Annotated in this window: 10 protein-coding genes; 3 read left to right on the top strand and 7 right to left on the bottom strand. The window is 60.6% G+C overall.

The window, feature by feature from the left end; all coding sequences use genetic code 11:
* From FS885_RS09980 to FS885_RS09585, 5 genes are all read right to left on the bottom strand, one after another.
* The coding region (locus tag FS885_RS09980) for an ATP-binding protein (RefSeq protein WP_186365851.1) at positions 1–473 on the bottom strand (473 nt) is incomplete at its 3' end.
* A gap of 14 nt (positions 474–487) precedes the next feature.
* Positions 488–1,003, bottom strand: a complete 516-nt coding sequence (locus tag FS885_RS09605) for a helix-turn-helix domain-containing protein (RefSeq protein ID WP_144744818.1) — start codon at positions 1,001–1,003, stop codon at positions 488–490.
* Between the two features lie 5 nt (positions 1,004–1,008).
* Positions 1,009–1,257, bottom strand: a complete 249-nt coding sequence (locus FS885_RS09600) for a helix-turn-helix transcriptional regulator (protein WP_144744817.1) — start codon at positions 1,255–1,257, stop codon at positions 1,009–1,011.
* A gap of 78 nt (positions 1,258–1,335) precedes the next feature.
* Positions 1,336–1,554: a helix-turn-helix domain-containing protein gene (locus tag FS885_RS09590; protein WP_015540314.1), complete on the bottom strand. Its 219-nt coding sequence runs from the start codon at positions 1,552–1,554 to the stop codon at positions 1,336–1,338.
* A 483-nt stretch (positions 1,555–2,037) separates the two neighbouring features.
* Positions 2,038–2,919, bottom strand: coding sequence for a helix-turn-helix domain-containing protein (locus FS885_RS09585; RefSeq protein ID WP_139913180.1), 882 nt, complete (start codon positions 2,917–2,919; stop codon positions 2,038–2,040).
* A gap of 87 nt (positions 2,920–3,006) precedes the next feature.
* Between FS885_RS09585 and FS885_RS09580 the strand changes: the two genes are divergently transcribed.
* The 3 genes from FS885_RS09580 to FS885_RS09570 are packed head-to-tail and all read left to right on the top strand — an operon-like array spanning position 3,007 to position 4,910.
* Positions 3,007–4,002, top strand: coding sequence for a nuclease-related domain-containing protein (locus tag FS885_RS09580; RefSeq protein WP_015540312.1), 996 nt, complete (start codon positions 3,007–3,009; stop codon positions 4,000–4,002).
* A 4-nt stretch (positions 4,003–4,006) separates the two neighbouring features.
* A complete protein-coding gene (locus FS885_RS09575) occupies positions 4,007–4,300 on the top strand; it encodes a hypothetical protein (protein ID WP_015540311.1) in 294 nt (97 codons plus the stop codon).
* 19 nt (positions 4,301–4,319) lie between these two features.
* Positions 4,320–4,910 carry a hypothetical protein gene (locus tag FS885_RS09570; RefSeq protein WP_015540310.1) on the top strand — a complete coding sequence of 197 codons (591 nt, stop codon included), beginning with the start codon at positions 4,320–4,322 and terminating at the stop codon, positions 4,908–4,910.
* A gap of 183 nt (positions 4,911–5,093) precedes the next feature.
* Here the strand turns inward: FS885_RS09570 and FS885_RS09565 are convergent, their stop codons facing one another.
* Positions 5,094–5,765, bottom strand: a complete 672-nt coding sequence (locus tag FS885_RS09565; protein WP_015540309.1) for a DUF3800 domain-containing protein — start codon at positions 5,763–5,765, stop codon at positions 5,094–5,096.
* Between the two features lie 184 nt (positions 5,766–5,949).
* Positions 5,950–6,315 (bottom strand): hypothetical protein (locus FS885_RS09560; protein ID WP_222419914.1); only part of this gene is annotated, 366 nt, incomplete at its 5' end.

Below are 6,315 nucleotides of genomic sequence, written 5' to 3'. Positions count from 1 at the left end.
CGCTCGAGCATGCCCTTGGCCGTCGTGAAGGCGACGTCGTAGCCGGCCTCGGCGAACAGCCTGGCCATGGCGGAGGCGGCGTGCGTCTTGCCGGCGCCGACGCCCCCGTGTATGTAGAGCCCGGCGCCCCCGTTGCCCGCGAACGAGGCGATGTACTCGGCGAACTCGGGGCGGTCGGCCTCGGCGGCCCGGTAGCGCCTGGGGATGCCCGCGCGCGAGAGCGCCTTCTCCCGGCGGGCGGCCTCCTCCTTGGCGGCGAGGGCCGCGCGCCTTCGCGCCTCGGCCTCCCGCTCGCTGGCTGCGCCCTCGCACGGGCAGGGGGCGGCGGAGACCCAGGCGACCCTGCCCGCCAGCGCCGCGCCGAGCGGATCGAGGGCGGCGCCGCAGTGCGGGCACGCCCTCGGCTCCGGCTCGTCGAAGGAGAGCCCGGCCGCCCGGGCCTGCTCCAGGGTGATGAGTCCCGCTCGGTCCATCGGGCGCCCCTTCCTTATCTTCTGAAGTCCTTGTTGTCCCTTTTGCTTATTGGGTGGCATATCGTCAGGGGTTTTCCTGTCATCTCGTCAGGGGTTCGGGCTGAGAACCCTGACGGTTCGTCACCCTTGTTCTCGGCGAACCCTGTCATCTCGTCACCCTTTTGCGTCTGGAACCCTGACGAACCGTCAGGGGTTGCCAGCGCTCCGGGCGGCAGCCTCTCGCGCACGATGCGGTACCGCTTCGTGGCATGCCCGCGCGCCGGGGCGTGCACGCCGCATTCCTCGATGAGGCCCCGGTCGAGCAGGTCGCGGATGGCGCGGTGGGCGCTGCGCTCCTGCACGTTGAGGAAGCGGGCCAGGTTGCCCTTGCTCTCGAAGTAGCCGCACCCGGCGTCGCAGAAGCCGAAGATGCGCGCGTAGACGAGCAGGGGAAGGCCGGAGAGGCCCAGGTCCGCCATCATGAAGTGCCGTACCGCCGTGAACTCGCGCGGGGAGGGGCCGTCGCGCCCCCTCGGGCCTGCGGCCGCCATCGGCGCTAGTCCCTTCTGGGCGAGCCGACGACGCTGTTGCGCTCGACCCATGCGACGAGCTCGTCGTGCAGCACGATGCCGTCGCGCGTCTTGCCGCCGATGTAGCGGATCGGGAACGGGTCGTCGGGGTCCTTGGCGAGCCGGTACATGGCGTCGCGGCTGATGCGCAGCATCGCGCACGCCTCGTCGGCGCCGAATATCGCGTTGGTCGATGCGATGAGCCTCACCTGGCTCCTGCTAGTGCTCTTGGTCATGGTCGTCCTCGAGCTCCTTTCGTCTCGAGGCTCCCTCGCGTGCCCGGCCGCGGGCGGCTCCCGGGGCGGTCGCCGCCGTCATTTCCTGCCGCTCCTCGACTCGATGTAGGCGTCCACGGACGCCCTCGAAACCAGGAGCTTCCTTCCGAGCCTGTACGAGTCGATCTCTCCCGACCAGATGAGGTCGTACGCCTTGTTTCGGCTCGCCCTCATGTACTCCTGCATCTCGATCACCGTCATCCATTCGCCGCGATCTTGGTTGCCCTCGGGCGCGGCGCATTCGGCTGTGCTTGCCATGGTTCCTCCAATCTTCCCGTGCGGCACCGCGCGAGGACACCGCACGACACCGTGTGCCTTTTCGTCTGCGCGACGATTGAACCGCCTGATGGCGCTTGGCGCGCCCGGCGGGAGCGGAGACGGGTCGAGGTGGGTCGAGCTGGTCGGGCCTTCACGAAACGGCCATGAGCCGCATGCCTTAGCTCGCAGCTAAGTCCCCGAAAAGCAAAAGGCGCCCATGCGGGCGCCTGCCTAGTAGCTGGAGTTGTTCGGTTGTGGTCGGAATGCTCGTCTTCCGCGGTGCTGTCGTCCGGGGTCCGGCATCTGTCGTTCGCCTCTTCTGTCGTGTTTGATGTTGCGTGTTCTGCGAGCGACCTTGCACAGGTTTTTCAGCCCGTTGCCCCAGGTGCACCCGGGTAAATGGTACCCACCCGCCGGGACAAGGACATTGCGGGAGGGCCGTCTGGGCAAGCTGGGGTGGACGAGCGGGCGTCGGCGGCTCGATTAGGGCTTCTCCGTTACCCTGCAGCTGTTCTCGGTCGCCTGAACGACAATATCGCCGAGGTCCGCCACGCCCTCATCGAGCTGAACGACTTGAGGCCAGACCTCGCGGACCATGGCCATTTGGTCGTCTATCAGCAGGCATTTCGCCATTCGCACCCTATTCCTCATGCCGATGACCTCTTCTCCGAGCCTTTCCGGGTCTTCTGGGTCGAACATTCTTGCACCGCTCTCGTTGACCAAGTGCCCATCATGATCGAATCGTTCCGGATTCGATTCCGGGCTAAGGCGATATTCGCGACAGCGTTCGCTTTCCAGTAGGTTCGCGTTGTCGTTCCGGGATTTAGGGGAATTTCTCTCAGTGAAATCGGAGATGCCGCAATCCACCTCGTTCAGATGGTCAATAAGACATCGAAAGCTACTGCTCGTCAGGACTTTTTCGAGGGTGTCTGCATAAGAGGTCGTTGGCAAACCGTATTTTTCTTTAAACGGGCTGCTATTGGCGCCGGGCCTCGCCGCGAGCTCGCGAAGCGCGTTGACCGCCTCCACGCTTATTCCGAGATATTCCGAAACCTCCTGCTCGTCGAACGTCCTTCCCTTTGATTCGCCGATCAAGTATCCAATCTGGACTTTCAGGAGTCTTGAAATCGTTTGCATCGTGGGAAACGATGGGAAACCGGGTTTTTCTTTGCCGTATTTGCCGCCGATTTTCTCCCAGCGTCCAACAGTGGTCTTCGTCGTAGCATGCCCTTCTTTCTGCATTGCATTCGCGAAGTCCTCTTGCGTTGCATACCATTTTTTCCTCTCGGTTTTAAATCGCTCACCCCAGGCGTCTTTCATTTCTTGATCGGTTAAGACTCGTCCCATGTTGTTTCTCTCTTCCATTTACCACTGAGATACTCGTGAAAAGCTTCTATACACGAGTCTATCAAGTTGAGAGAATCAAGTCATCCGATACGAAAGGATTAAACGATGAAATGCGAATTGACCAAGAAATCGTTCGAGGTGCCGGCCCTTCTCGAACGGCATAACGATTTCGAGCAAGCAATATGCAGAACGGTGTTTCAAGACAAGTACAGCTCCAGCGTGAAGACCTACCACGTCATCGACCATCTTATTGCTCGAGGCGAAGAGCTCGGACTCATGGGCGTCCCAAGCTATCTCGCGGCGATAGAGGCGCTGAAGAGATTCAGCTCCTATCACGCTGGCCTAATCAGGGGTTTTGCCGGGGAACGACGGGTCTTCTACGCGATCAAGCATGTCGGGTCCGGCTTCGAGCAACTGGTCAATGCCGAGCTGGACTACGAGGGCGAGCACGATGAGTTCGACCAGATCCTCGTCAGCCGGCAGGGTCTTGTGATAGTCGAAGTGAAGAACTACTCCTCCTCGGCCGCGATCGGGAGCGACGGGATCCTGAGGTTTGAGGACGGAAGCGGGCGCATGCGCAACGTCGGGGAGAGGATGGCCTCCAAACGTTACGTCTTGCGCGAGGTAGTGTCCAACGCAATTGGGCGCGAGCTCCCTGATGAAAGGATTGTCTCCCTTGTCGTCAACGCCAACGAGAAGACCTTTATTCGGAACGATTCTGATCGAGTCGAGGTTCAGAGCACGGGCAGCATCGCGCGTCGAGTCGAGGAGCTGCTGAGAGGCGACGAGGTCCTAGGGGCCGAAGACGTCTCCGCCATCAAGGCGGCGCTTGAGGCTGCCCACCATCCCATCGAGATCGAGCCGGAGATCGATTTCGAGTACGTATCGGCAACCCTGCACGAGGCCCTCTCGCTGATCGCCCGATCGGTTGCGGAGGAGAAAGAGGGCGAGGATTTCGCTCGCGTGTCCGCTCCCGAGAGCGAGACCTGCTCGGTATCTCAGGCGCGGAGGCCGTCTCCTGCGCTCGTCTCGGGTGCAGTGGCTCTTCTTTTAGGCCTTGCGGGCGGATACGTGCTCGGATCAACGGGAAAATGGAGGTAAGCAGATGAACGACGTTATGGAACGCACCGCTACAAGCTACGCGGCGATTGATGCGGTGGACAACAAAGCAAGCGATTGTCGGGGCATGCTCAAATCCCTTGTCGATGCGACGAACGGCATCACCGGGCCTCAGGCCGGCCTCCTCGGATGCCTCGTCGTTTCCATTGCCGGGGTGGCGGGATATGGAATATACGCCCTTTGCGACCTGGTCAAATCCGGACACCCCGTCGAGCTCACCTCTGGAGGGGTGCGCTTCGCGGCGAATACGGCAGCGCTCGGCGAGGCGAGCAGCCTCTAATCGGCGGACAGGAGAATCGATGCAGATGAATGAGATGCCCTCGATCGGGACCACGCTGACTTACGGCGAGGCAATCAAAGCATACGACCGCTTCGAGCGGACGATGCTCGAAAAGGCGTACGGGGCCGGACTCCTGCCCGCGGTGGGGTTGTACGACCTGCTCTGGCAGCTTGAGTCGCTCGCGCAGAAGTTCGGAATCGAGGGCAAGGGGGCCTTCCCGAGGCTCAAGAGGGAGATCCGATCGTTCTCGAGCGAGAGGACCGCTCTGGCGAACGGGGTGAACGGCGAGAGGTTCTACCTGCTGCAGGATGAATCGGCGCTCAAGCAGCATGACGAGACGCACCTTTTCAAGGTCGGAATCGACGGGGACAAGCTCGCCGGCGACCTCGACGAGGCCCTCGAGCTGCTTTCAAAAGAGTCTGCCAGGGTCGACGTGTACGCCGACACCTATTCACCCGACCGATCTGAACGGGATTCCGACAGGCTGGGCAAAGACCCCTTCATGAAATGGGCCGGAATCGGGTTTTGCGCGATGATGGCCTGTTTAGGAATCTCGATGCTGGTCCATTCGGTCTTCCAAATCGGCTTCTGCTCCAAGTGGTTTATCTGATGCAGAAGCCATTGGACGAGCAGTCTTTCAAAAAAAAATAGGGCAGAATCGCTTTCACGATCCCGCCCCGCAAACCCGAGGGTTTCTAACTGGAACCTATTATGCAGCTAAGCGGCGTCTTATCAACCCCCCCGTAACAGACTCCATTGTCGGTAAACGCTCCGCCAAGGGCTGATCGCCTCCCTAGACGAGCTTCTTGCGCGTCTCCTTCAGTATGCCCTTCTTGAAATCGGACCACTTGCCGAAGAACTTCTCGTCCGTCGCGGTGGCGGTGTGCTCGGCGTATTTGATTGCCGTGAGTTCCATGGTGCAGATGTAGTCCGCCGCCTGCGAAAGCCGGTACTCGGAGGGCTGCGCCGATCGGTAGACGACGGCGTCCTTCGACAGCGCGTACTCGACCGCGCGGTGCAGCGACTCGGCGATGGAGCGCTGGCCGTTGTCGTAATAGACCTTGACCAAATCGTAGTATTGCAGCTCCGCGAGGTTGTCGAACAGGAAGTTCACGATATCCCTTCGCATCGCCCCCGCGAGCTTGTCGAGCGAGGCGAACTGCTTGGTCGCGTATGCGAAGGTGTGGTACTTTACGGGCATGTGGCGGAAGAAGACGCGGAACGAGCCGAGCATCATCTTGCGCGTCCTCAGGTCGAGCCCCGAGTACTGGTCCTTGCCGTTCATGAGCGGCGACGCATGGAAGGGTATGTCCGGGAGCCCCTTGGCGCGAAGGGCGCCCTCATATGCCGCGATCGAATTCGCGATGTTTTCGGATTGGTCGTGCATGACGACGGTGAGCAGGTAGTGGCGGTCGGAGAGGCCGTCGCTTCCCGACTCGTCGACGAAGATGCTGAGTTCTCGCATTGTTCTCCTGGATAAGAAAAAAGCCGGGGAAAACGTCCCCGGCACTTGGAAGCCTTCCTAACGGAAAACCAATTACCTTATATCATGTACTGTCCGGAAATTCAAGGGAGCTCGATGCGTTTCCGGACGTCGGCGGAATCTCAAAGCCCGCTCGCCAACTCATGGGCAAGCCACCTGAGACTACTCACTTTACCCGCGGACGACGAAGAGCTGCGACCTGCGGTTTTTCAACCAGCATGAAAGCCGCCCGCGTTGATTCACTTGCGATTGTAGCTGGCGGCTTGCGGGCAAAAGGGCGGTTGAGTTTCAAAACGGGCGTTTTCGGCGATATTGAGCTTGCAAAGGCGTCCCGCCGCGCCCTTTGGGACAAAAACAAAAACTCAAAGCCCTGAGTTTGAAAAAAGTTTTTAGAGTTGTCCCAGCTTTTGTCCCCAAAGCCGACGAAACGCGACATGGTGTCACCTGGCGGCACTCGGCTCGAGGCGGCACCGAAAACTGGGTGTAACTGGAATGACGGGGCGGCAAAACTATAACCATCGAGTGGGAGTAG

Origin of the sequence: Enorma burkinafasonensis (assembly GCF_902150035.1) — a bacterium.
GTDB classification, from domain to species: domain Bacteria; phylum Actinomycetota; class Coriobacteriia; order Coriobacteriales; family Coriobacteriaceae; genus Enorma; species Enorma burkinafasonensis.
The sequence above is the reverse complement of the archived record's forward strand: the minus strand, read 5'-3'. Positions and strand labels throughout refer to the sequence as shown.